23 protein-coding genes and 1 pseudogene are annotated in these 22598 nt (G+C 68.9%); 16 read left to right on the forward strand and 8 right to left on the reverse strand.

Features of this window, described 5'->3' with window-relative positions; translation table 11 throughout:
* The 13 genes from rpsE to truA all read left to right on the forward strand — a co-directional run bounded on the left by rpsE (position 1) and on the right by truA (position 8910).
* Entirely contained in the window at positions 1-606 is a 606-nt protein-coding gene (rpsE, locus tag KBY47_RS20600) for a 30S ribosomal protein S5 (protein ID WP_004984517.1), read from the forward strand.
* A 2-nt stretch (positions 607-608) separates the two neighbouring features.
* Entirely contained in the window at positions 609-791 is a 183-nt protein-coding gene (rpmD, locus tag KBY47_RS20605) for a 50S ribosomal protein L30 (protein WP_003974250.1), read from the forward strand.
* Between the two features lie 2 nt (positions 792-793).
* On the forward strand, positions 794-1249 hold the full coding sequence (gene rplO / locus KBY47_RS20610; protein ID WP_014674382.1) for a 50S ribosomal protein L15: 456 nt from the start codon (positions 794-796) through the stop codon (positions 1247-1249).
* 244 nt (positions 1250-1493) lie between these two features.
* Positions 1494-2807, forward strand: coding sequence for a preprotein translocase subunit SecY (gene secY / locus KBY47_RS20615; protein WP_210922743.1), 1314 nt, complete (start codon positions 1494-1496; stop codon positions 2805-2807).
* Positions 2807-3469 carry an adenylate kinase gene (locus tag KBY47_RS20620; RefSeq protein ID WP_210922745.1) on the forward strand — a complete coding sequence of 221 codons (663 nt, stop codon included), beginning with the start codon at positions 2807-2809 and terminating at the stop codon, positions 3467-3469. Before secY ends, KBY47_RS20620 begins: the two co-directional genes overlap by 1 nt.
* Before the next feature lie 102 nt (positions 3470-3571).
* Positions 3572-4408 (forward strand): type I methionyl aminopeptidase, encoded by an 837-nt coding sequence (gene map, locus KBY47_RS20625; protein ID WP_210922791.1) that lies wholly within the window; start codon positions 3572-3574, stop codon positions 4406-4408.
* Between the two features lie 344 nt (positions 4409-4752).
* Positions 4753-4974, forward strand: coding sequence for a translation initiation factor IF-1 (infA, locus tag KBY47_RS20630; protein WP_003948620.1), 222 nt, complete (start codon positions 4753-4755; stop codon positions 4972-4974).
* A 60-nt stretch (positions 4975-5034) separates the two neighbouring features.
* Positions 5035-5148, forward strand: coding sequence for a 50S ribosomal protein L36 (rpmJ, locus tag KBY47_RS20635; protein ID WP_003998809.1), 114 nt, complete (start codon positions 5035-5037; stop codon positions 5146-5148).
* Positions 5149-5339: 191 nt separating this feature from the next.
* Positions 5340-5720 (forward strand): 30S ribosomal protein S13, encoded by a 381-nt coding sequence (rpsM, locus tag KBY47_RS20640; RefSeq protein WP_037858429.1) that lies wholly within the window; start codon positions 5340-5342, stop codon positions 5718-5720.
* 66 nt (positions 5721-5786) lie between these two features.
* Entirely contained in the window at positions 5787-6191 is a 405-nt protein-coding gene (gene rpsK, locus KBY47_RS20645; RefSeq protein WP_003956432.1) for a 30S ribosomal protein S11, read from the forward strand.
* A gap of 111 nt (positions 6192-6302) precedes the next feature.
* Positions 6303-7325 (forward strand): DNA-directed RNA polymerase subunit alpha, encoded by a 1023-nt coding sequence (locus KBY47_RS20650; protein ID WP_003966937.1) that lies wholly within the window; start codon positions 6303-6305, stop codon positions 7323-7325.
* Positions 7326-7498: 173 nt separating this feature from the next.
* Entirely contained in the window at positions 7499-7987 is a 489-nt protein-coding gene (rplQ, locus tag KBY47_RS20655; protein WP_210922747.1) for a 50S ribosomal protein L17, read from the forward strand.
* A gap of 83 nt (positions 7988-8070) precedes the next feature.
* Positions 8071-8910 (forward strand): tRNA pseudouridine(38-40) synthase TruA, encoded by an 840-nt coding sequence (gene truA / locus KBY47_RS20660; protein WP_210922749.1) that lies wholly within the window; start codon positions 8071-8073, stop codon positions 8908-8910.
* 46 nt (positions 8911-8956) lie between these two features.
* Here the strand turns inward: truA and KBY47_RS20665 are convergent, their stop codons facing one another.
* From KBY47_RS20665 to KBY47_RS20690, 6 genes are all read right to left on the reverse strand, one after another.
* Positions 8957-10978 carry an acyltransferase family protein gene (locus KBY47_RS20665; RefSeq protein ID WP_210922751.1) on the reverse strand — a complete coding sequence of 674 codons (2022 nt, stop codon included), beginning with the start codon at positions 10976-10978 and terminating at the stop codon, positions 8957-8959.
* Between the two features lie 50 nt (positions 10979-11028).
* The gene (locus tag KBY47_RS20670) at positions 11029-12129 is read right to left on the reverse strand and encodes an NDP-sugar synthase (RefSeq protein WP_210922753.1); all 1101 of its coding nucleotides are present in this window, start codon (positions 12127-12129) and stop codon (positions 11029-11031) included.
* 15 nt (positions 12130-12144) lie between these two features.
* Positions 12145-13347: a hypothetical protein gene (locus KBY47_RS20675; RefSeq protein ID WP_308405216.1), complete on the reverse strand. Its 1203-nt coding sequence runs from the start codon at positions 13345-13347 to the stop codon at positions 12145-12147.
* A 56-nt stretch (positions 13348-13403) separates the two neighbouring features.
* Positions 13404-14855, reverse strand: coding sequence for a glycosyltransferase family 2 protein (locus KBY47_RS20680; RefSeq protein WP_247694980.1), 1452 nt, complete (start codon positions 14853-14855; stop codon positions 13404-13406).
* A 250-nt stretch (positions 14856-15105) separates the two neighbouring features.
* A complete protein-coding gene (locus KBY47_RS20685) occupies positions 15106-16458 on the reverse strand; it encodes a glycosyl hydrolase (RefSeq protein ID WP_210922755.1) in 1353 nt (450 codons plus the stop codon).
* A 6-nt stretch (positions 16459-16464) separates the two neighbouring features.
* Entirely contained in the window at positions 16465-17346 is an 882-nt protein-coding gene (locus KBY47_RS20690; protein ID WP_210922757.1) for a hypothetical protein, read from the reverse strand.
* Positions 17347-17880: 534 nt separating this feature from the next.
* Here KBY47_RS20690 and rplM point away from each other — a divergent pair.
* The 3 genes from rplM (at position 17881) to glmM (ending at position 20462) form a co-directional block, all read left to right on the forward strand.
* Positions 17881-18324, forward strand: a complete 444-nt coding sequence (gene rplM, locus KBY47_RS20695) for a 50S ribosomal protein L13 (RefSeq protein WP_210922764.1) — start codon at positions 17881-17883, stop codon at positions 18322-18324.
* Positions 18325-18366: 42 nt separating this feature from the next.
* The gene (gene rpsI, locus KBY47_RS20700) at positions 18367-18879 is read left to right on the forward strand and encodes a 30S ribosomal protein S9 (RefSeq protein ID WP_210922766.1); all 513 of its coding nucleotides are present in this window, start codon (positions 18367-18369) and stop codon (positions 18877-18879) included.
* A gap of 224 nt (positions 18880-19103) precedes the next feature.
* The gene (gene glmM, locus KBY47_RS20705; RefSeq protein ID WP_210922768.1) at positions 19104-20462 is read left to right on the forward strand and encodes a phosphoglucosamine mutase; all 1359 of its coding nucleotides are present in this window, start codon (positions 19104-19106) and stop codon (positions 20460-20462) included.
* A 106-nt stretch (positions 20463-20568) separates the two neighbouring features.
* On the opposite strand, the pseudogene KBY47_RS20710 reads toward glmM, so the two are convergent.
* Positions 20569-21508, reverse strand: a pseudogene (locus KBY47_RS20710) (DUF389 domain-containing protein).
* A gap of 16 nt (positions 21509-21524) precedes the next feature.
* Positions 21525-22493 (reverse strand): type I pantothenate kinase, encoded by a 969-nt coding sequence (coaA, locus tag KBY47_RS20715; protein WP_210922770.1) that lies wholly within the window; start codon positions 22491-22493, stop codon positions 21525-21527.
* Positions 22494-22598 lie beyond the last annotated feature (105 nt).

Below are 22598 nucleotides of genomic sequence, written 5' to 3' on the forward strand. Positions count from 1 at the left end.
ATGGCTGGACCCCAGCGCCGCGGTGGCGGTGCCGGTGGCGGCGAGCGGCGGGACCGGAAGGGCCGTGACGGCGGCGCTGCTGCCGCCGAGAAGACCGCGTACGTTGAGCGCGTCGTCGCGATCAACCGCGTCGCCAAGGTTGTGAAGGGTGGTCGTCGCTTCAGCTTCACCGCGCTGGTCGTGGTGGGCGACGGTGACGGCACCGTGGGTGTCGGTTACGGCAAGGCCAAGGAGGTGCCGGCCGCCATCGCCAAGGGCGTTGAGGAGGCCAAGAAGCACTTCTTCAAGGTCCCCCGGATCCAGGGCACCATCCCCCACCCCATCCAGGGTGAGAAGGCTGCCGGCGTCGTGCTGCTCAAGCCCGCCTCGCCCGGTACCGGCGTTATCGCCGGTGGTCCGGTGCGCGCCGTGCTGGAGTGCGCCGGTATCCACGACGTGCTGTCGAAGTCGCTCGGCTCCGACAACGCCATCAACATCGTGCACGCGACCGTGGAGGCCCTGAAGGGCCTCCAGCGTCCCGAGGAGATCGCGGCCCGCCGCGGTCTGCCCCTGGAGGACGTGGCCCCCGCGGCTCTGCTCCGTGCTCGTGCCGGGGCGGGTGTGTGATCATGGCGCAGCTCAAGATCACGCAGGTGAAGTCCTACATCGGCAGCAAGCAGAACCACCGTGACACCCTGCGCTCCCTTGGTCTCAAGGGCATCAACACGCAGGTCGTCAAGGAGGACCGCCCCGAGTTCCGCGGCATGGTGCACACCGTCCGCCACCTCGTGACGGTCGAGGAGGTCGACTGATCATGGCGGAGCAGAACCCGCTGAAGATCCACAACCTCCGTCCCGCCCCCGGCGCCAAGACCGCCAAGACCCGTGTCGGTCGTGGTGAGGCGTCGAAGGGTAAGACGGCCGGTCGTGGTACCAAGGGCACCAAGGCCCGCTACCAGGTTCCGGAGCGCTTCGAGGGTGGGCAGATGCCCCTCCACATGCGCCTCCCGAAGCTGAAGGGCTTCAAGAACCCGTTCAAGACCGAGTACCAGGTCGTGAACCTCGACAAGCTGGCCGCGCTCTACCCCGAGGGTGGCGAGGTCACCGTCGAGGGTCTGGTGGCCAAGGGTGCCGTTCGCAAGAACAGCCTCGTCAAGGTCCTCGGCCAGGGCGAGATCTCCGTGGCGCTCCAGGTGACGGTCGACGCCGTCTCCGGGTCCGCCAAGGAGAAGATCACCGCCGCCGGCGGTACCGTCACCGAGCTCGTCTGAACACCACGGGCGTCTCGATGACTTGAGCGATCCCGACCGGGGATACCCCACAAATGGGGTATCCCCGGTTGGTCGTTCCAAGGGTGGCAGTCTCGCCGGTAAGGTGGCCTGCACTGCCAACTTTCACCGGGGTACCTCACAAGGGCACTCTGGGCGGCGGTTGGCCGTTACCTAAGTCGTTGTTTCATTGGACCTTCAAAACCGTCACCCTTGACGCAGACGCGCGGGGGTCGCAGGAGGCACCGTGCTCACCGCGTTCGCCCGGGCGTTCAAGACGCCCGACCTGCGCAAGAAGCTGCTCTTCACGCTCGGCATCATCGGCGTGTACCGGATCGGTACGCATATCCCGATCCCTGGTGTCGACTACCGGAGCGTCCAGACCTGTATCGACGTCGCCGAGGGCAACCAGGGTCTCTTCGGCCTGGTCAACATGTTCAGCGGCGGTGCGCTTCTCCAGATCACGATCTTCGCGCTCGGCATCATGCCGTACATCACCGCGAGCATCATCCTTCAGCTGCTGACGGTGGTGATCCCGCGCCTCGAGGCCCTGAAGAAGGAGGGCCAGGCCGGTACGGCGAAGATCACCCAGTACACCCGTTACCTGACGGTGGCGCTCGCCGTGCTCCAGGGCACCGGCCTGGTGGCCACCGCGCGGAGCGGTGCGCTGTTCAGCGGGTGCCCGGTCGCGTCGGAGATCGTCCCGGACCGTTCGATCTTCGTGACCATCACCATGGTCATCACGATGACCGCCGGTACGGCCGTCGTCATGTGGCTCGGTGAGCTGATCACCGACCGCGGCATCGGCAACGGCATGTCGATCCTGATGTTCATCTCGATCGCCGCGACGTTCCCGTCCGCGCTGTGGGCCATCAAGCAGCAGGGCTCGCTGGCCGACGGCTGGATCGAGTTCGGCACCGTCATCGCGGTCGGCCTGGTCATGGTCGCCCTGGTGGTCTTCGTCGAGCAGGCCCAGCGCCGCATCCCGGTGCAGTACGCGAAGCGCATGATCGGCCGTCGCTCCTACGGCGGTACGTCGACGTACATCCCCCTCAAGGTGAACCAGGCGGGTGTGATTCCCGTCATCTTCGCCTCGTCGCTGCTCTACATCCCGGCGCTGATCGCCCAGTTCTCCAGCAGTGACTCGGGCTGGAAGTCGTGGATCGAGTCACACCTGGTCTCCGGGGACCACCCGATTTACATCAGTATGTACTTCTTGCTCATCGTGTTCTTCGCGTTCTTCTACGTGGCGATCTCCTTCAACCCCGAAGAAGTCGCCGACAACATGAAGAAGTATGGTGGCTTCATCCCGGGCATCCGGGCTGGCCGACCGACCGCTGAGTATCTGAGCTACGTACTCAACCGGATCACCTGGCCGGGTTCGCTGTACTTGGGTCTGATCGCTCTCGTTCCAACAATGGCGTTGGTCGGTTTCGGGGCAAACCAGAACTTCCCGTTCGGTGGTACCAGCATCCTGATCATCGTGGGTGTGGGTCTGGAGACGGTGAAGCAGATCGAGAGCCAGCTCCAGCAGCGCAATTACGAAGGGTTCCTCCGCTGATGCGAATCGTCCTCGTCGGGCCGCCGGGCGCGGGCAAGGGTACGCAAGCCACACGCCTTGCCGAGAAGCTGTCGATCCCGCACATCTCCACGGGCGACCTGTTCCGCGCCAACATCAGCCAGCAGACGGAGCTGGGGAAGCTCGCCAAGTCCTACATGGACGCGGGCAACCTCGTGCCGGACGAGGTCACGATCGCGATGGCCAAGGACCGGATGGAGCAGCCCGACGCGGAGAACGGCTTCCTGCTCGACGGTTTCCCGCGCAACGTCTCGCAGGCGGAGGCGCTGGACGAACTGCTGACGGCCGAGGGCATGGAGTTGGACGCGGTCCTGGACCTGGAGGCCCCCGAGGGCGAGGTCGTCAAGCGGATCGCCGGGCGGCGGATCTGCCGCAAGGACTCCAGCCACGTCTTCCACGTCACCTACAGCCCGCCGAAGCAGGAGGGCGTCTGCGACACCTGTGGCGGCGAGCTGTACCAGCGCGACGACGACTCCGAGGACACGGTCCGCAGGCGGCTGGAGGTCTACCACACGCAGACCGAGCCGATCATCGACTACTACAAGGCGCAGGGCCTGGTCGTCACCATCTCCGCGGTGGGAGCCGTGGACGAGGTCACGGGACGGGCGCTGGAGGCTCTGAAGCGTGAGGGCGACGGCAAGTAGCCGTCGTCAGGCGGTAGCGGCCGTGGCACCCCGAGGGGCGTCACGGCCGTACTGTTGTGTACGTAACCGGTTGACGTGAGTGACGGAGAGCGCAGGGCCCGCATGGTGCAGATCAAGACCCCCGAGCAGATCGCCAGGATGCGTGCGGCGGGGCTGGTCGTCGCGGCCGTCCACGCGGCCACCCGTGAGGCGGCGGTGCCCGGCGCCACGACGAAGGACCTGGACGAGGTGGCCCGCAAGGTCCTCGCCGAGCACGGCGCCAAGTCGAACTTCCTCGGCTACGGCGGCTTCCCGGCGACGATCTGCACCTCGGTCAACGAGGTCGTCGTCCATGGCATCCCCTCCGAGGATGTCGTCCTCAAGGACGGCGACATGATCTCCGTCGACGCCGGGGCGATCATCGACGGCTGGCACGGGGACGCGGCGTACACCGCCTTCGTCGGCTCCGGTCACTCCCCGGAGCTGATCGAGCTGTCCCGGGTGACCGAGGAGTCCATGTGGGCCGGGATCGCGGCCATGAAGCAGGGCAACCGGCTCGTGGACATCTCCCGCGCCATCGAGACGTACATCCGCCGTCAGCCGAAGCCCGGCGGCGGCCGGTACGGCATCGTCGAGGACTACGGCGGCCACGGCATCGGCTCCGAGATGCACATGGACCCGCACCTGCTGAACTACGTCGAGCGCAAGCGCGGCAAGGGCCCCAAGCTGGTCCCCGGCATCTGCCTCGCCATCGAGCCGATGGTCTCCCTGGGCACCCCGAAGACGGAGGTCCTGTCGGACGACTGGACGGTCATCACCACCGACGGCACATGGTCCTCGCACTGGGAGCACTCCGTCGCGCTGACCCCGGAGGGACCGCTGGTGCTGACGGCACCCGACGGCGGCAGGGCGAAGCTCGCGGAGTACGGGATCACGGCGGCGCCGGACCCGTTGGCCTGACGGCAGCGCAGGCGTGACCGCCGGACGGAGGACCGCCGGTCGGAGGCCGGCGCAGCCGGTCGAAGCCAGGGAGGCGCCCCCGGCGCCGAGCGCCCGCGAGAGCGGCGTCGGGAATCGGTCGGCGGCAAGGCGAAGCTCGCGGAGTACGGGATCACGGCCGCGCCGGACCCGCTTGCATGATGATCTCGCTCGTGGGGCAGGATTGCTCGATTCGTGTTTCCGGGTGCGCTGACGTAGACTGACTCGTCGGCTCTTGTGCACCCGCATGTCCGCATGCGCTCGCACTCGCCCCTCTCGGGGTGATGAAGAGAGTCGATCAAGGTAGTCGATTCGAAGGGCGAAGCGTGGCCAAGAAGCAAGGTGCCATCGAGATCGAGGGCACTGTCGTCGAGTCTCTGCCGAACGCCATGTTCAAGGTCGAGCTCCAGAACGGCCACCAGGTCCTGGCACACATCAGCGGCAAGATGCGTATGCACTACATCCGCATCCTCCCTGACGACCGGGTCGTGGTGGAGCTGTCTCCGTACGACCTGACGCGTGGCCGGATCGTCTACCGGTACAAGTAGATCTTGCCCGCGCCCCGCTTGAGAGCGGGGTGATGGCACTGACCCGGAGAACCTCACCCCATGAAGGTCAAGCCGAGCGTCAAGAAGATCTGCGACAAGTGCAGGGTGATCCGCCGTCACGGCCGGGTCATGGTCATCTGCGAGAACCCGCGCCACAAGCAGCGCCAGGGCTGACCGCAGGACCTTCCCTCTGCTTTCGCAGAGTTTCGCGCGACGCGAGCTGAGTTACATGTTCATACGCAGGACCCGAGCCGACTGGCTCGACACCCCCGGTTCGGAGGCTGGGGACCCGGTTCGTACCTGGTACGGCGGGCCGGGAGACGGTTCTGTGGAAGACCTCCGAAAGACAAAACTGGAGCCATTGAATGGCACGCGTTTCCGGTGTTGACATTCCGCGCGAAAAGCGCGTGGAGGTCGCCCTCACCTATGTGTTCGGCATCGGCCGGACCCTTTCGCAGCAGACGCTGGCCGCCACCGGCGTCGACCCGAACACCCGCGTCCGCGACCTCTCCGAGGAGCAGCTCGTCGCGATCCGCGAGTACGTCGACAACAACATCAAGACCGAGGGTGACCTCCGTCGCGAGATCCAGGCCGACATCCGCCGCAAGGTCGAGATCGGCTGCTACCAGGGTCTCCGCCACCGCCGCGGGCTGCCCGTCCGCGGTCAGCGCACCAGCACCAACGCCCGCACCCGCAAGGGCCCGCGTCGCGCCATCGCCGGTAAGAAGAAGCCGGGCAAGAAGTAGTCCACAGCGACTTCGCCGTCCAGCGGTCTTCGCTGTAGGACCGACCACCTCCCGTAGGAGTTACAGATGCCCCCCAAGGGTCGTCAGGGCGCTGCCAAGAAGGTGCGCCGCAAGGAAAAGAAGAACGTCGCTCACGGCCACGCGCACATCAAGAGCACGTTCAACAACACGATCGTCTCCATCACGGACCCGTCCGGCAACGTGATCTCCTGGGCCTCCGCCGGCCACGTCGGCTTCAAGGGCTCCCGGAAGTCCACGCCGTTCGCCGCGCAGATGGCCGCCGAGTCGGCTGCCCGCCGCGCCCAGGAGCACGGCATGCGCAAGGTCGACGTGTTCGTGAAGGGTCCGGGTTCCGGTCGTGAGACCGCGATCCGTTCGCTCCAGGCGACCGGCCTCGAGGTCGGCTCGATCCAGGACGTCACCCCGACCCCGCACAACGGCTGCCGTCCGCCCAAGCGCCGTCGCGTCTGAGGCTCGGTTGTCTTGAGGATTCGGGCGGTACGGCCTTCCGGGGCGTACCGCCCGTACCCTTGTCACATCAGGGCGTCAAATAGCGGGCGCCCCTGACAGAAGGAACGCACCATGCTGATCGCTCAGCGTCCCTCGTTGACCGAAGAGGTCGTCGACGAGTTCCGGTCCCGGTTCGTGATCGAGCCGCTGGAGCCGGGCTTCGGCTACACCCTCGGCAACTCCCTCCGCCGTACCCTCCTGTCGTCGATCCCCGGCGCTGCTGTCACCAGCATCCGCATCGACGGCGTCCTGCACGAGTTCACCACCGTGCCGGGCGTCAAGGAGGACGTCACCGACCTGATCCTCAACATCAAGCAGCTGGTCGTCTCCTCGGAGCACGACGAGCCCGTCGTGATGTACCTGCGCAAGCAGGGCCCGGGTCTGGTCACCGCCGCCGACATCGCGCCCCCGGCCGGTGTCGAGGTGCACAACCCCGACCTCGTCCTCGCCACGCTCAACGGCAAGGGCAAGCTGGAGATGGAGCTGACCGTCGAGCGCGGTCGCGGCTATGTCTCCGCCGTGCAGAACAAGCAGGTCGGCCAGGAGATCGGTCGTATCCCGGTCGACTCGATCTACTCGCCGGTGCTCAAGGTCACGTACAAGGTCGAGGCCACGCGTGTCGAGCAGCGCACCGACTTCGACAAGCTGATCGTCGACGTCGAGACCAAGCAGGCCATGCGTCCCCGTGACGCCATGGCGTCGGCCGGCAAGACCCTGGTCGAGCTGTTCGGTCTGGCCCGTGAGCTGAACATCGACGCCGAGGGCATCGACATGGGTCCGTCCCCGACGGACGCCGCCCTGGCCGCGGACCTGGCGCTGCCGATCGAGGAGCTGGAGCTGACCGTCCGCTCCTACAACTGCCTCAAGCGTGAGGGCATCCACTCCGTGGGTGAGCTGGTCGCGCGGTCCGAGGCGGACCTGCTGGACATCCGCAACTTCGGTGCGAAGTCCATCGACGAGGTCAAGGCGAAGCTCGCGGGTATGGGCCTCGCGCTGAAGGACTCGCCTCCCGGGTTCGACCCGACCGCCGCGGCGGACGCGTTCGGTGCGGACGACGACGCGGACGCCGGGTTCGTGGAGACCGAGCAGTACTGATCGGTTTTCGGGTGCCGGTCCCGTGTGGCTGGTCGCGCAGTTCTCCGCGCCCCTTTGGGGGCGCGGTCCCTTCCGGGGTTCGAAGAAACCCCGGATCTCTGACAGACAACCGTCTGCTCAGATACTGACCCCGGTACCTGATACGGCCGGGGCAGACACCTAGGAGAAACACCATGCCGAAGCCCACCAAGGGTGCCCGTCTGGGCGGCAGCGCCGCGCACGAGAAGCTGATGCTCGCGAACCTCGCGAAGTCGCTCTTCGAGCACGGCAAGATCACCACCACCGAGGCGAAGGCCCGCCGCCTGCGCCCGTACGCGGAGCGTCTGATCACCAAGGCGAAGAAGGGTGACCTTCACAACCGCCGCCAGGTGCTCCAGGTCATCACGGACAAGGGCATCGTGCACACGCTCTTCACCGAGATCGGCCCGCGCTACGAGAACCGCCCCGGTGGCTACACCCGTATCACCAAGATCGGTAACCGCCGTGGCGACAACGCGCCCATGGCCGTCATCGAGCTGGTCGAGGCGCTGACGGTCGCGCAGCAGGCCACGGGTGAGGCCGAGGCCGCCACCAAGCGTGCCGCCAAGGACGCCGAGGCCTCCGAGGCCCAGGTCGACATGGCCAAGGCCGACGAGACTCCCGAGGAGTCGAAGGACGCCTGAGCGTCCTGACGGCCCAGGCCGTTCGCGGGCCCGTTCCTTTCGAGGAGCGGGCCCGCTCTCGTGTTCCTGAGAGGATTCCCCCTGTGAGTGACGAAGTACAGGCCGATCATGTTCGTATCCGTCTTGACCTGTCCTATGACGGGACCGACTTCTCCGGCTGGGCCAAACAGGCCGGGGGGCGGCGGACCGTGCAGGGGGAGGTCGAGGACGCGTTGCGGACCGTGACCCGGTCCGGGGGGACGACGTACGAGCTGACGGTCGCCGGGCGTACGGACGCCGGGGTGCACGCCCGGGGGCAGGTGGCGCATGTCGATCTGCCGCGCGAGGTGTGGGCGGAGCAGGGCGCGAAGCTGCTGAAGCGGCTCGCCGGGCGGCTGCCGAGGGACGTCCGCGTGTGGGCGCTGCGGGAGGCGCCGAGCGGTTTCGACGCGCGGTTCGCGGCGGTCTGGCGGCGCTATGTCTACCGGGTCACCGACAACCCGGGCGGCGTCGATCCGCTGCTGCGGGGGCATGTGCTGTGGCACGACTGGCCGCTCGACGTCGCCGTGATGGACGCCGCGGCCAAGTCCCTGATCGGGGAGCACGACTTCGCGGCGTACGCGAAGAAGCGGGAGGGCGCGACCACGATCCGGGAGATCCTCGACTTCGGGGTGCGCCGGGGCGCGGACGGTGTCATCGAGATCGAGGTGCGTGCCGACGCCTTCTGCCACAACCAGGTGCGTGCCATGGTCGGCGCGCTGCTGTTCGTCGGCGACGGGCACCGGGGCGTGGAGTGGCCGCGGCAGGTGCTGGACGCGGGGGTGCGGGACAGCGCCGTACACGTGGTCCGGCCGCACGGGCTGTGTCTGGAGGAGGTCGGGTATCCGGCCGACGAGCTGCTGGCGGAGCGGCAGCGGGTGGCCCGGCGGGTGCGGGGACAGTGAGCGTGGCCGGGTCCGCCTCCCGACGAGGGGGCGGACCCGGCCGCGGTCATGCCTTGTTCAGGACCTCTTCCAGGGCGGGCTGGAGGAACGGCTTCAGCGTCTTGGAGTACGACGACGTGATGTGACTGTTGTCGAAGTAGACGATCTGGTCGCCGATGACCGCCGGGCAGACGTCCACCGCGCAGAACGCGGGCGTGGTGTCGATGATCTCGGCGCCGTACTCCTCGGCCACCTCCCGCTCCATGGCGCGGAACTCCGTGTACTCGAGCGCCTGCCACTGCTTGCGGTTGCACAGGGCGGTGTTGTCCATGTGCGTGGCGAGGCAGTCGGGGACGTTGCGGCCGGGCTGCGGGGTGTCCGTCATGTAGACGAGCTGGGCGCCGGTGTCCTTGAACACCTCGAACGCGGCCTTGGCGCCCGTGCGGTTGGCCTCCTGGCGGGCCCGGTCGGCGATGACGAGGACATCCGGCTTGATCTTCTTCAGCTCGGCGAAGGCGGACTCGCGCCAGGTGTCGCACTCGGTGTAGGCGCGGTTCACGTTGGGGTTGACGATCCGGTAGACCTGCGGTGAGCAGCCGCCCTTGGTGATGGTCACCACCCGTACGCCGAGTTCCTCGCCGATCTCGTGGTAGACGTCGTTCCACTGCCAGGCGTGCGAGTCGCCCATCAGGACGAGGGTCTTGGCGCCGTCCGGGTCACCGGCGACACAGCCGTCCCGCATGGTGAAGGTGGTGACCTCGAAGTCGTCGATGCAGCCGTGCGTCGAGTGGCTCTTCGGGGCGTCCTGGAGGGCGCCCTGCACGGTCGCGGAGAGCTTCGTGCGCTGGACGGCCTCCTCGACCGAGGCCTGGCTGGTGAAGCCGACGCCGAGCGTGCTGCCGGAGGAGGTCGCCAGGTTGAGCGGGATGATCGTGGCCAGGACCATCGCCCCGGCGGTGCCCGCGGTGGTGAACCCGCCGGTGAAGACGCCCTTCCAGGGGCGGGCCACCCACTGCACGTTCTTCTTGAACCGGCGCTCGACGACATAGTGCAGAAGGACCGCCACCAGGAACGACAGGACGGCGACCCGCAGCCGGTCCTGGAAGCTGAACTCCCGGTCGGTGATGGACGGCCAGAGCACCAGCAGCGGCCAGTGGGTCAGGTACCAGCCGTAGCTGACGTTGCCGACGAAGTCGAGGACGGGGTTGTCGAGGAGCCGCTCGGCGCCGAAGCGGGGGTTGGCGCAGCCACCGGCGATGACCATGACGGCGCCGATGACCGGACCGGCGACCGCGTAGCCCGGCAGCGGGGTGTGCTCGGTGATGAGCATGGCGGTGACGAGCACGGTGCCGAGACCGAGCCAGGAGACGACCGCGGCCACCCCGCGGTTCATCCGGGCGGCGAGGGGGGCGGCGAGGGCGAGCAGGACGCCGCAGGTGATCTCCCAGATCCGGGTGTGGGTGCTGAAGTAGGCCAGCGGCTGGTTCTCGGCAGTCTGGGCCCAGCCGAGGTAGGACGATCCGCCGATGACGGCCATGAGGAACAGGGCCACCAGGGCGCGGTTGCGGAAGATCTTCCGGCTGATCCAGACCATCGCCACCAGCACCAGCGGGGCGACGACGTAGAACTGCTCCTCGATGGCCAGCGACCAGAAGTGCTGGTACGGGGACTGGGAGCCGTCGTTGGCGAAGTAGTCGGTGCCGGTCTCGACCAGGCGCCAGTTCATGAAGCTGAGGGAGGCGGCGAGCCCGTCGGCCATGAAGTCGCGGAACTTCAGGGGGCTGCCGTACACCCAGGCGAGGGCGGCGGTGCCGACGATGACGACGGCCATGGGCGGCGTCAGCCGACGGAAGCGGCGAGCCCAGAACTTGGTCAGGGACACCTTGCCGGTCTTCTCGATCTCCGCGAAGAGCTGGCCGCCGATGAGGAAGCCGCTCAGCACGAAGCTCACGTCCACGCCACCGTGGATGTCGAGGATGCCGCAGTGCATGCTGACGACCATCATGATGGCGACGGCACGCATGCCCTGGATGTCGGGCCGGTACTTCCGAAGACGCTCGGTCTCGGCCCCTGTGCGATGGCGGGACATGTTTCTCCAGTAACTGACTGTCGGTCAGACCGTGGGGCGGGTGGGCGACGTCAGTGGACCGTCGCGCAGGCGGCGGCCGTGCCGCTGATGCGTACTCCCTGGGCGGGGATGCGGATGCCGCAGGACAGCCGCAGCTGGGCGGGGAGTTCGTTCTCCGCGCCGACGTGGGCGTGACAGCCCACGACCGCCTCCCGCAGGACGGAGGCGCTGCCGATGGAGGAGTCGTGGTCCACCACGGAGTCGTGGATCCGCGCGCCCTCCGCGACCGTGACGCCCGCGCCGACGATGGAGCGGTCGACGACGGTCCGGGCGCCGATGACGGCGTGCGGCCCGATCGTGGAGCCGCCGGTGACGTGGGCGGTGGGGTCGACGGTGGCCGTGGGGTGGATCAGCGCCTCGGCCGGACCCGGCACGAGCGGGGAGGTGGCCTTGCCGGTGACCAGGTCGGCGGAGCCGTGGACGAACGCCAGCGGGGTGCCGAGGTCGCGCCAGTAGTCGTCGGTGGTGTGGCCGAAGACGCGTCGTCCGGCGGCGACGAGTTGGGGGAAGGTCTCCTGTTCGACGGAGACCTCACGGCCGGTGGGGATGGAGTCCAGGACCGAGCGGCGGAAGACGTAGCAGCCCGCGTTGATCTGGTCGGTGACGCATTCCTCGGCCGTCTTGGGCTTCTCCAGGAAGGAGAGCACCCGGTCGTCCGCGTCGGTCGGCACCAGGCCGAAGGCGCGCGGGTCGGCGACGCGGGTGAGGTGCAGGGTGACGTCGGCGTCCCGGTCCCGGTGCTGCCGCAGGACGGCGCGCAGGTCGAGGCCGGAGAGGATGTCGCCGTTGAGGATGAGGACGGGCGCGTCCGCCGAGGTGCCGCGCAGCAGGTGCGCGGCGTTGCGGATGGCGCCGCCGGTGCCCAGCGGCACCTCCTCGACGGCGTAGGAGATCGTCAGGTCCTGGGTGAAGTCCTGGAACTCCTCCTCGAAGAGGCTGGCCAGGTAGGAGGTGGCGAAGACGACGTGTTCGACGCCGGCGTCCATCAGTTTGGCGATCTGGTGCCGGATGAAGGACGACCCCGCGACGTCGAGCAGCGGCTTCGGGGTGTGGTTGGTCAGCGGGCGCAGGCGAGTTCCCTTGCCGCCCACCAGGATGATGGCTTCTTGCATGATGGCCTCGCTCGGTCAGCTCGCGTTGTCGGTGCCGGGACCCGCGTAGTCAGAGGTGAAGCAGGACTTGACGGCCTTCTCGGTGAGGGGGCGTCCGGCGAAGTCGAGCCGGGAGGCGACCTTGTCGTCCGGGGCGTCGTTGGGGTCGTCGTCGAACCAGATCGACCACCAGTAGACGCCCTGCATCCGCCGTTCCTGGACGACCTGGCAGGCGGCCTCGTACCAGTTGGCCTGCACCTCGGGGTTGACGGCGTTCTTGGTGTAGAAGTCGCCGGGTGCGTGGTAGGCGCCGTCCATGGCGCCGATGCCGGTCTCGGAGATGGTGATGTTCGGCAGCGGGCCGGTGGCCTTCTTGTCCAGCCAGCCCTGCCAGCCGTCGACGAGGGCGTCGACGGAGGCGTCGTCGTCGACCTGGACGGGGAAGTAGGCGTCGACGCCGAGGTGGCTGACCGGCATGTTGATGCGGCCGGAGACGTAGTTGTCCCAGTTGGCGTCGTAGGCGACCTCACCGGAGAAGGTCTGCTCGGCGGAGCCGACCAGGGCGGTCCAGCCGGGGTCGCCCTCCATGGAGTTCAGCTCGGTGCCGATGACGAAGGTGTTGGTCTTCGTCCTCTCGGCGGCTTCGAGGTACGGGGTGAGGAACTCCCCGTAGGAGGTGAACCAGGCGGAGCGGGAGGCGGGTTCGATGTTGCCGCGCCAGCCCTCCGGCGGGTCCAGGGCGGCCTCGTCCATGATCGGGCGGAGCGTGGTGCGGAAGCCCGCCTCCTTGAACACCTTCAGCACGCGCTGCACGCGCTCCGGGGAGGGGGTCTTGGCCTCCGCGGAGAGGGTGTTGGAGGTGACGCCCTCGGTGAAGTAGGGGAACGAGAGGGAGACCGAGTTGGCGCCGAGGCCGATCAGGTACTCGGCGTGCTTGGCGGCCTGCTTCTCGATGAAGGAGTCGGAACGTTTCTGCTCTTCCTCTTCCCAGTAGAGCTGTACGCCCCACTGCGCCCTGCCCTCCTTCCACGGCTCGGCGACCCGGAGGGCGCCGGAGGAGGCGGAGGACGGCGGGGCGGGGGTGCCCGGGTCACCGTCGTCGGTGGTGTCGTCGGAGGACGTGGCGGATTCCTCGGCCTCGCCCATCACGAACCTGGGCAGGGCCGAACCCGACTCCCAGCGCACCGGGTGGTCGCCGATGACGAACGGGGTGCCCAGGACGACGGTGAGGAAGGTCACCGGAAAAATGGCAAGCAGAGGCAGTCGTGAACGCATGTCAGTTGTCTTCCGGGCGGTCAGGCGGGCTTGGCGATCACGACGAACTTGTTCTCCTCGCGGCGGACGAACCTCAGGAAGCCCTTGAAGCCGCCGAGGCCCTCCAGCACGGAGAACACGGGGATGAGCGCGACCACCACGATCGGTTCCCACCACTTGCGCCGGCCGCTGAGCGACGCGAGCGCGTTCAGCCGCAGCCCTTCCCAGTAGGTCCAGATGACATAGGCGAAGTTGAGGGCCCACAGGATGACCACGGACTGGGTCGCCGGGGAGGTGTTCATGTCGTTCATCAGCCAGCCGATGAGCAGGACGGCGGCGATGTGCTGGAGCGGGCCGAGGATCCAGGTGGCCACGCAGATCGACAGGAACCAGCGGTAGCGCCAGGGCACCGCCTTGTTGCAGCACAGCGCCACCAGGCCCCACGCCCAGCGGTCGCGCTGCTTGACGAAGTCCTCGGCGCTGGCCGGGGAGGCGCCGTAGCAGCGGCCGTTGAACCAGTCGCTGCGGCCCGGGTACATACGGCAGAAGGTGAGGGCGAGCCGGGCGTCCTCGACGATCTCCTTGGGGCCGAAGTCCCAGCCGATCTCCGCCTCGACGGAGGCGCGCAGCACCAGCAGCTCGCCGTGCACACCGGCGGCCGGGGTGCCCATGCCGGTCAGCGCGCGGAAGCGGGCGATGTCGTCGGCGGGGCGCACGGCGTCCGCGAGCCAGGTGAACATGTTGACCGCGTTCTCACGGGGGTACGTGAGGATGCCCTGGGCCATGTGCTTGGCCTCGTCGGGATGGGCGCGGCGCTGCCGGTTGATGAACTGGGCGAGCGAGGACGCGGTGTCGGGCCCCACGCCGGTGTCGTCGTCCATGTGCAGGACCCACACGTAGTCGAGGGCCTCGCCCTCCGCGATGCGCAGTTCGTGGGCGTAGTGGTTGGCGCGGGCCTTGAAGCGGGTGCCGTTCTCCGGGACGTAGTCCTTGGGCACGGTGATCACCCGCATCAGCGGGTGCGAGGCGGCGAGCCGGTCGATGTCGGCCGCGGCCTCGCAGCCCTCCTCGGTGAGGATGTCGACCCGCATGTACGGGAACCACTCCGGCAGGTGCTCGACGTAGGACAGGACGGAGCGTTCCAGGGCCGGGTAGGTGTCGTGGCGGCCGATGGTCGGGCACAGGACGATCAGGAAGTCCTCGTGCGCCGGGGCCGGAGCGGTCATCCGGTCACTCTGGCGGACCCGGCGGCGGATCAGCAGCGCACCCTGGAGGCCGACCAGCACGCCCACCACGGGCAGTGACCAGACGACGGTCAGGATCCAGCTCAGCGGTGACGAACTGGGCTTGTAGGACCACAGCCCGAAAGCGACCAGCGCGACGAACGGCACCAGGAAGGGGAGGATGCCCGGCTTCCATGACGCGGTGCGTTTCGCGAGCTTCGCATTGTGCCGCGAATGCGGCATACCCCCGTCGACCATTGTCGTAGCCATGACGACTGCGGCACTCCCCATGAGATCGGTGGTGCGTCGGGGCACGGCAGAATCCGACCGGGCGCGCGGTATGGCGCTCACGGCACGGTGCTCCTGGTGTTGCCCCCCGACGCCTCCATTGGCGTCACGTCGGCCACGCGCCAGTCAGAAGCCCCCCCGGGCGACAAACCGTTGGCCGAACAGATCCACAATGCTCGCACACGGGTGTGAATGCGGGAACGGCTGTGAGGGAGATGTGGTCAAAAGTTAATCAAGTGAAAGGTTGCCCTGTGGCAACGTGAGGGGAGTAATACGTCCTTTTGACATCGTCTGGGGTGTTCTTTTGGCGTGGAGTGGAGACGTTGTCGTACGTCAGCGCCTGACCCCATACGGTCCACAGCACCCACGGCGTCCTGGACAAGGTCTCCGGCCGGGCCGCGTTGAGCGGCACATGGAAGGACTCGGCGACGATCCGGGGCCTGCGGTACCTCTCCAGTCCGCGGTACCACGGCTCCGTCCAGGCTCCGCCGCCGAACGGGTCGGCCGGGGAACCGCTGTAGTCGTCGACACCCACGACATCGACGTACCGGCCGCCCGGGTAGTAGGGGCTGGGGTCGTGTCCGTAGCCGCCGTCCCATGAGTTCGGCGACCACACGAGGATCAGGTTGTGCAGGCCGCGCCGGTGCACCAGGTAGTCGTACGTCAGCCGCCACAGCGCGCGGAACGCCGCCGGGTCCTGGCCCGCCCACCAGAAGCCCTTCCCCGGTGCCGTGTTCATCTCGTGGTACGGCCGCAGCAGCACCGGTACGCCGCAGTCGGCGAGGTAGGCCAGATGGTCCGCGAGGAACGCCAGGTCGTACAACAGGGCCTGGTTCTCGGAGCTGCCCGGGGTGATCACCCGGGCGAACCAGCCGTCGTCCCGCGCCCCGGGCGACGCCCGGTGCTTGGTCTGCGCGAAGCCCTTGACCGGGCTGCCCGGATACGGCTGGTGGAAGGAGAAACCGACCAGGCCCCCGGGCTCGCCCCCGTTCTCCGGCAGCCGCGCCTCGGTGCCGGAGGAGCAGTCGGTGTGCCCGCCGGACGGACGGTACGAGCCGTCGGCCGCCCGGGGCAGCCCGGCCCACACGCCGACCGCGAGGTCCACGGCGTCGTCGGTGTACCCCCACATCGGGCGGCAGCTCGGCCAGGCCCGTGAGTAGGACCGCGCCTCGCCCACCGCCCAGCCCGGCTGTCCGTAGCCGGGGCCCAGGTCCAGCTCCACGAAGGCGGGCAGCCGACCGGTGATGTCCCGCGCCTTGCGGTAGTAGTAGCCCGGCGGCTTGGTGCCCCGGTAGTCGCCGTAGACCGCGTTGTACCGCTCGTTGTGCAGCTCCACGTGCTGCCCGATCAGCGTGCGGCTCGGACGACCCCGGCGGGCGTCGTTCTCCAGGCCCGCCAGCAGCGCGTACGCCCGGCGCGCGGCGGGGGTGGCCCGGGGGTCGCGGGCGCGGAGGTCGGTGGGGACCAGGGTCGGGCCCGGCGCATCCTCCCCGCCCGTCTTCAGCCGGCTCCAGACCCCCAGCGGGGTCAGCAGCGCGGCGCCCGCGGCGGCGCCGAGCAGGCCGAGCCGGCCGCGGCTGCGCACCCGGCGCTACTCGTTCGCCGCTGCCGACGCCTGGGCCTCGCCGCGGCGGCGGATCTGCCGGAAGGTGAACTCGGCCAGGTCGTCGCCGGTGGCGAAGACGGCCGTGTCCTTCGTGGTCACGTCCTTGCCGTTGGTGAAACCGGCGAGGGTGAAGTAGGCGTACCGGCCGTAGGCGTTGGTGGTGGAGCGGCAGACGGCTCCGGAGCAGAACGCCTTCACACCGCCGCCGGACAGCGCCCGGACGATGCTCTTCTGGTCGGCCTGCTCCTTGGCCCTGGTCGCCTGCGCCTCGGTGTCGAAGACCGCCACGCCGACCGTGACCGCGACGCCGTCCTTGGTGTACGTGACACGTATCAGCCGGGTGCAGTCGTTGTCGGTGAGGATCTTCGGCAGGGTGCGCTCCGCCGCCGAGGCGCAGTTCGTCGTGTCGGCCGTCGGACCCTTCTTGTACACCGTGTCACCCATGGTCAGCTGGGTGCCCGGGAAGAGCGTCTGCGGGCTGAGCGGGGCCTTGTCCTTCTTCTTGCTGGCGATGAAGTCCTTCGGGTCCAGCGGCGGCGGCGCCGAGGTCGGCTCGAACGACGGCGCGGCCGGGCTGCTCGGCAGGCCGGCGGTGGCGGGCAGCTGGGACGAGGGCTGCTTGGCGGCCGGATCGCCGCCGTCCGCCGACACGACGGCCACCGCGACGGCGGCGCCGATCGCGACGGTGGCCAGCGCGCCCCCGCCGATCATCAGCAGTCGGCGCCGTCGGTTGCGCGCCTCGGACGCCTCGGCCAGTGCCGCCCAGTCCGGGGTCTGGCTGCCGCCGCCGCTGTTCCACGGCTCCTGCTGCGAGTGCGGTTTCCAGGGATCCCACTGCGACGGAGGTCCCCCCTGCCCAAAGCTCATGGGCCGCATCTTAGACGGGGCGCGGGGCGGGCCGTTCCGCCTCAACGGGCCCTGGGGGTGGCGGGGTTCTGGCGGCGGGGCCGGCTTGTCACGCTCCGTGGTCGAGGGGGTGGGGGTGGTAGCGGTCGGTGGTCGTTCGGATGTGGGGGCTGGCTTTGCCGGGCGTAGGTCCTGGCTTTGCTGGTCGCGGGTCCTGGCTTTGCTGGTCAGGGGTCCTGGCTTCTCGGGGCGCGGGTGCCGGCCTCTCGGGGCGCGCGATACCGGGCTCTCTCGCTCGCGCGCCCCGGCCTTCTGGCCGCGGTCCCGAGGCCTCTCCGATCGCGCGTTTTGACCCCTCCGCGCCGCCCCGGTATCCTGCTGGTTCGTTGTGTATTGGCTTGCTCATTCTCACGGGACGGGCCCTTACACCGGTCCACCGGGCCGATGACCAGCGACCCCACGCACGCGGTATGCGTCGCCGCCGTGGGCCCAGGCTGTCGTGATCGTTTCGGTGACCTTGTCAGGACCATTCACTCGAAGCGAAGGCTACGAACCGTGCGTACGTACAGCCCCAAGCCCGGCGATGTGACGCGCCAGTGGCACGTCATCGACGCTCAGGACATCGTCCTGGGCCGTCTCGCCTCCACCGCCGCGTCCCTTCTGCGGGGCAAGCACAAGCCGATCTACGCGCCCCACGTCGACACCGGTGACTTCGTCATCATCATCAACGCCGACAAGGTGCACCTGTCCGGCAACAAGCGGACCCAGAAGATGGCGTACCGCCACTCCGGCTACCCGGGTGGTCTGCGCTCCGTCCGCTACGACGAACTGCTGGAGAAGAACCCCGAGAAGGCCATCGAGAAGGCCGTCAAGGGCATGCTCCCCAAGAACTCCCTGGGCCGTCAGATGCTCTCGAAGCTGAAGGTCTACAAGGGTGACCAGCACCCGCACGGCGCGCAGCAGCCGCAGCCGTACGAGATCACCCAGGTCGCGCAGTAAGTCCGGCCACCCCCTAAGACTGAAGAGAATCTGAGGAGAATCGTGGCCGAGACCACTGCCGAGCAGCCGCTCGAAGAGCTTGACATCGACAGCTACACCACCGAGTCCGAGGTCCCCGTCGAGGGCGAGTACACCTCGGAGTCCATGGCCTCCCGCTTCGGCGAGCCCCAGCCCGCCGCGGGCCTGGGCCGCCGCAAGAACGCCATCGCCCGCGTCCGGATCGTCCCGGGCACCGGCAAGTGGAAGATCAACGGCCGCACCCTTGAGGACTACTTCCCCAACAAGGTGCACCAGCAGGAAGTCAACGAGCCCCTCAAGGTGCTCGAGCTGGACGGTCGCTACGACGTCGTCGCCCGTATCGCCGGTGGCGGTGTCTCCGGTCAGGCGGGTGCCCTCCGCCTCGGCCTGGCCCGCGCGCTGAACGAGGCCGACGTCGACAACAACCGCGGTCCGCTGAAGAAGGCGGGCTTCCTGCGCCGCGACGACCGTGCGGTCGAGCGCAAGAAGGCCGGTCTGAAGAAGGCCCGCAAGGCTCCGCAGTACAGCAAGCGCTAATCTGCGGCTGCGTACTCCGAACGCCCCGGCGGCACGCCATCGTGCTGCCGGGGCGTTCGTGTATCACAGCCATCAGGCGTATAACGGCACAAGACGCTCAAAGGCTTGTGTGATGGGCTGGTGTGATGAGATGGCCGGACCCTTGTGGCCCCGGCCACGGCAGTCGCATGTGCGGGCCGCAGCAGGCGGCGGTTGCCGGTACTGATGCATCCTCAGGAGGACAAGTGGGACGACTCTTCGGCACGGACGGCGTGCGTGGTGTCGCCAACGCGGATCTGACGGCCGAGATGGCCCTCGGTCTCTCCGTCGCGGCGGCGCACGTACTTGCCGAGGCGGGCACCTTCGCGGGCCACCGGCCGACGGCGGTGGTCGGGCGGGACCCGCGCGCGTCCGGGGAGTTCCTGGAAGCCGCCGTGGTGGCGGGCCTGGCCAGTGCGGGCGTGGACGTGCTCCGCGTCGGCGTGCTGCCGACCCCGGCCGTGGCGCACCTGACCGCCGCGCTCGGCGCCGACCTCGGTGTGATGCTCTCCGCCAGCCACAACGCCATGCCGGACAACGGCATCAAGTTCTTCGCCCGGGGCGGTCACAAGCTCGCCGACGAGCTGGAGGACCGTATCGAGCGGGTGTACGAGGAGCACCGGCGCGGCGAGCCCTGGGAGCGGCCCACCGGTGCCGGGGTCGGCCGGGTGCGCGACCACGAGGCGGGCGCCGACCAGTACGTCCAGCACCTCCTCGGCGTCCTGCCCAACCGTCTCGACGGCCTGAAGATCGTCCTCGACGAGGCGCACGGCGCCGCCGCCCGGGTCTCGCCGGACGCCTTCGCGCGCGCCGGGGCCGAGGTCATCACCATCGGCGCCGAACCCGACGGCCTCAACATCAACGACGGCTGTGGCTCCACCCACCTCGACCAGCTCAAGGCCGCCGTCCTCGCCAACGGCGCCGACCTCGGCATCGCGCACGACGGCGACGCCGACCGCTGCCTCGCCGTGGACCACACCGGCGACGAGGTCGACGGCGACCAGATCCTCGCGGTGCTCGCGCTGGCCATGCGGGAGCGTGCCGCGCTGGGCTCCGGCACCGTCGTGGCCACCGTGATGTCCAACCTGGGCTTCAAGCTCGCCATGGAACGCGAGGGCATCCAGCTCGTCCAGACCGCCGTTGGCGACCGGTACGTGCTGGAGGAGATGAAGGACAAGGGCCACGCCCTCGGCGGCGAGCAGTCCGGCCACGTCATCGTCCTCGAGCACGCCACCACCGGCGACGGCACCCTCACCGGCCTCCTCCTCGCCGCCCGCGTCGCCGAGACCGGCCGCTCGCTGCGGGAGCTGGCGTCCGTGATGGAACGCCTGCCGCAGGTGCTGGTCAACGTGCCCGACGTGGACAAGGGGCGGGTCGGGACCTCCGCCGACCTCGCGGCCGCGATCACCGAGGCGGAGCGGGAACTGGGCTCCACGGGGCGCGTCCTGCTGCGGCCCTCCGGCACCGAGCCGCTGGTCCGGGTGATGGTCGAGGCGGCCGACATCGACCAGGCGCGGTCGGTGGCGGGGCGGCTGGCGGATGCGGTGAAGTCGGCGCTGGGGTAGTTCTGCGGCTCGGCCGGTGGGGGTTGGGTTGCTGTGCGTCGCGGGCCGCGGGTTCGTTGTGGCCGGTCGCGCAGTTCCCCGCACCCCTTGGCCTCTTCCGGGGGCGTCAAACGCGCGGCGCGTGCAGGCGGCCCCGCTGCCTGCCCCACAGCCACTTCTGGAGCAGCATCGTGGCGGTTCCGGGTGATGGCGCCCAGGTTGAGCAGCAGCTGCTTGCTGGAACCCGCCGTCTGGGCCATGTCGCCGTAGCTGAGGGCGACGGCCGCGTTGGCGGCGGCCGGGATCGTGGTCACCGAGATGGCCACGCCGACCAGCGCGCCGGACTTGGCGGACGTCAGGGAGAGCGTGCCCGCGACACCGGCCAGCAGCGCCACCACGAAGGAGAAGGCGTCGGGGGCGTACACGAACCCGGTCTGCGGCCGGTCGCCCTCGAGCCCCGCCTCGGTGAAGAGGCCCCCGGCGTCCATGAGCAGGCTGAAGACCACCGTCACCGCCATCGCCAGGGCGAAACCCGCCAGCAGCGCGTTCAGCGAGCGCAGCGCTAGGCGTGGCTGGCGCTGCACCACCGAGGTGGAGATGCCGGTCAGCGGGCCGAACTCCGGGCCGACCGCCATCGCGCCCACGATCAGGATCGCGTTGTCGAGGACGACACCACAGGCCGCGATCATCGTGGCGAGCGTCATGAACGCGAGGTAGGTGACCGACAGCGTCGACTCCTCGTGGGTCTCCTCGACCAGGTGCTCCCACAGCACCGCGTCCGCGGGCTCGCCCGGGGCCTCCTTCTCGGCCCGGACCGCCCGCTTGGACAGCGACAGGTCGATGTTCTCCACGGCGATGGAACCGCACTCCTCGATGCCGAGCCGCTGGAGACCGTTGAGGAGTTCGTCACCGGCCTCCCGGGCGACATCGCAGCTCACGACATCCCCGGCGGGCTCCCGGGCCACACCGGGCACCACGACGACATGGGTGGTGCCGACGGTGTCGTCGATCAGCCGCACCACGTCGTCGGTCTTCTCCTGAGGGACGATCAGACGCAGATGCAGCATGCGGGCAGCGTAGCCGTCACAGCTTGCGCAGGCTGAGGCGTTGGACCTTGTGGTCGGGCCCCTTGCGCAGGACCAGGGTGGCCCGGCCGCGGGTCGGGGCGACGTTCTCGACGAGGTTCGGCTTGTTGATCGTCCGCCAGGTCGTACGGGCGTAGTCGAGGGCCTCCTCCTCCGACACCTGGGTGTACTTGCGGAAGTAGGAGGACGGGTTCTGGAAGGCGGTGGCGCGCAGTTTGCGGAACCGGTTGAGGTACCAGCGCTCGATGTCCTCGGTGCGGGCGTCGACGTAGACGCTGAAGTCGAAGTAGTCGGCGAGGCCGACCCGGGTGCGGCCGTCCTTGCCGGGCAGGGCGGGCTGGAGGACGTTCAGCCCTTCGACGATGAGGATGTCCGGCCGCCGGACCACGAGCTTCTCTCCGGGCACGATGTCGTAGATGAGGTGCGAGTAGACGGGCGCGGTGACCTCGGACTTCCCCGCCTTGATGTCCGCGACGAAGCGGGTCAGCGCCCGGCGGTCGTAGGACTCGGGGAAACCTTTCCGCGACATCAGCCCGCGGGCCTCGAGCTCCCGGGTCGGCAACAGGAACCCGTCCGTCGTCACCAGCTCCACCCGCGGATGCTCGGGCCACCGGGAGAGCAGCGCCTGGAGCAGCCGGGCGACGGTGGACTTGCCGACCGCGACCGACCCCGCGACGCCTATCACGAACGGCGTGCCCGACTGCGACCCCTGCTCACCGAGGAAGGTGTTCAGCGCGCCCCTGAGCCCGTCCGTGGCACCGACGTACAGATTCAGCAGCCGGGACAGCGGGAGGTAGATGTCCCGCACCTCGTCGAGGTCGATGACGTCGCCGAGGCCGCGCAGCTTCTCGACCTCCTCGGCGGAGAGCGGCAACGGCGTCTTGTCGCGCAGCGCGCTCCACTCGGCTCGGGTGAGATCGACGTAGGGAGTCGCCTCCGGCCTGGGCCGGTGGGCGCTCCGGGGCATCGCGGGGACCGGAGAGATCACAGTCCATTGTTACGGGCGTACGAAGGGACGGCGGGGTGGCATACATCACGCGCGTCTTATTCACGGGCGAACCGGGACAAGCGG

Origin of the sequence: Streptomyces sp. B93 (assembly GCF_018070565.1) — a bacterium.
Taxonomy (GTDB): Bacteria; Actinomycetota; Actinomycetes; order Streptomycetales; family Streptomycetaceae; genus Streptomyces.

What these genes read in the sequence shown, in the direction of transcription:
- rpsE (WP_004984517.1), top strand. Translation starts at nt 1, where the DNA reads ATGGCTGGACCCCAGCGCCGCGGTGGCGGTGCCGGTGGCGGCGAGCGG.
- rpmD (WP_003974250.1), top strand. Translation starts at nt 609, where the DNA reads ATGGCGCAGCTCAAGATCACGCAGGTGAAGTCCTACATCGGCAGCAAG.
- rplO (WP_014674382.1), top strand. Translation starts at nt 794, where the DNA reads ATGGCGGAGCAGAACCCGCTGAAGATCCACAACCTCCGTCCCGCCCCC.
- KBY47_RS20620 (WP_210922745.1), top strand. Translation starts at nt 2,807, where the DNA reads ATGCGAATCGTCCTCGTCGGGCCGCCGGGCGCGGGCAAGGGTACGCAA.
- map (WP_210922791.1), top strand. Translation starts at nt 3,572, where the DNA reads ATGGTGCAGATCAAGACCCCCGAGCAGATCGCCAGGATGCGTGCGGCG.
- rpmJ (WP_003998809.1), top strand. Translation starts at nt 5,035, where the DNA reads ATGAAGGTCAAGCCGAGCGTCAAGAAGATCTGCGACAAGTGCAGGGTG.
- rpsM (WP_037858429.1), top strand. Translation starts at nt 5,340, where the DNA reads ATGGCACGCGTTTCCGGTGTTGACATTCCGCGCGAAAAGCGCGTGGAG.
- rpsK (WP_003956432.1), top strand. Translation starts at nt 5,787, where the DNA reads ATGCCCCCCAAGGGTCGTCAGGGCGCTGCCAAGAAGGTGCGCCGCAAG.
- KBY47_RS20650 (WP_003966937.1), top strand. Translation starts at nt 6,303, where the DNA reads ATGCTGATCGCTCAGCGTCCCTCGTTGACCGAAGAGGTCGTCGACGAG.
- rplQ (WP_210922747.1), top strand. Translation starts at nt 7,499, where the DNA reads ATGCCGAAGCCCACCAAGGGTGCCCGTCTGGGCGGCAGCGCCGCGCAC.
- KBY47_RS20665 (WP_210922751.1), bottom strand. Translation starts at nt 10,978, where the DNA reads ATGTCCCGCCATCGCACAGGGGCCGAGACCGAGCGTCTTCGGAAGTAC.
- KBY47_RS20670 (WP_210922753.1), bottom strand. Translation starts at nt 12,129, where the DNA reads ATGCAAGAAGCCATCATCCTGGTGGGCGGCAAGGGAACTCGCCTGCGC.
- KBY47_RS20680 (WP_247694980.1), bottom strand. Translation starts at nt 14,855, where the DNA reads ATGGCTACGACAATGGTCGACGGGGGTATGCCGCATTCGCGGCACAAT.
- KBY47_RS20690 (WP_210922757.1), bottom strand. Translation starts at nt 17,346, where the DNA reads ATGAGCTTTGGGCAGGGGGGACCTCCGTCGCAGTGGGATCCCTGGAAA.
- coaA (WP_210922770.1), bottom strand. Translation starts at nt 22,493, where the DNA reads ATGCCCCGGAGCGCCCACCGGCCCAGGCCGGAGGCGACTCCCTACGTC.